This window comes from Nostoc sp. (assembly GCF_036917195.1).
Taxonomy (GTDB): domain Bacteria; phylum Cyanobacteriota; class Cyanobacteriia; order Cyanobacteriales; family Nostocaceae; genus Nostoc.
On the sequence record NZ_JBALDG010000017.1, the window covers coordinates 1 to 497 of the forward strand.

Genomic DNA, 497 nt, shown 5'->3' on the forward strand with positions numbered 1-497 from the left:
ATGGCACAGCCAAAAACAAAACGACTACAACCCATTCAGGCAAAACTGACAATTGGGGAGCCTGGAGATAAGTACGAGCAAGAAGCTGACGCAGTTGCAAGTCAAGTTATGTCTATATCAACCCTGCAACCAGAGATGGTCACTTCAGAGACACAAAAACAAGTACGCTCTCAACCTCTGGCTGCTGGGATAACTCCTTTAGTGCAACATAAAGCAATGCCACAGAGCGATCATCGCACACAGGAGACTGGTGATTTGGAGAGTCGGTTAAACAAAGCTAAAGGTGGGGGAAGCCCTTTGCCTGAGAAAGTAAAAACCTTCATGGAACCTCGTTTTAATGCTAATTTATCAGACGTGCGAGTGCATACAGGTTCCGAAGCAGTACAAATGAACAGGGAGATAGGTGCAGAGGCATTCACTTCTGGTAATGATATTTTCTACGGAAAGGGGAATTCACCAGACAACGATCATTTGACAGCTCATGAATTGGCTCATAA

Annotated in this window: 1 protein-coding gene; it reads left to right on the top strand. The window is 44.9% G+C overall.

Going from position 1 to position 497, the window contains the following annotated elements; translation table 11 throughout:
- Positions 1-497, top strand: a 497-nt coding sequence (locus tag V7K40_RS05485; RefSeq protein ID WP_334957443.1) for a DUF4157 domain-containing protein, incomplete at both ends; no start/stop codon positions are given.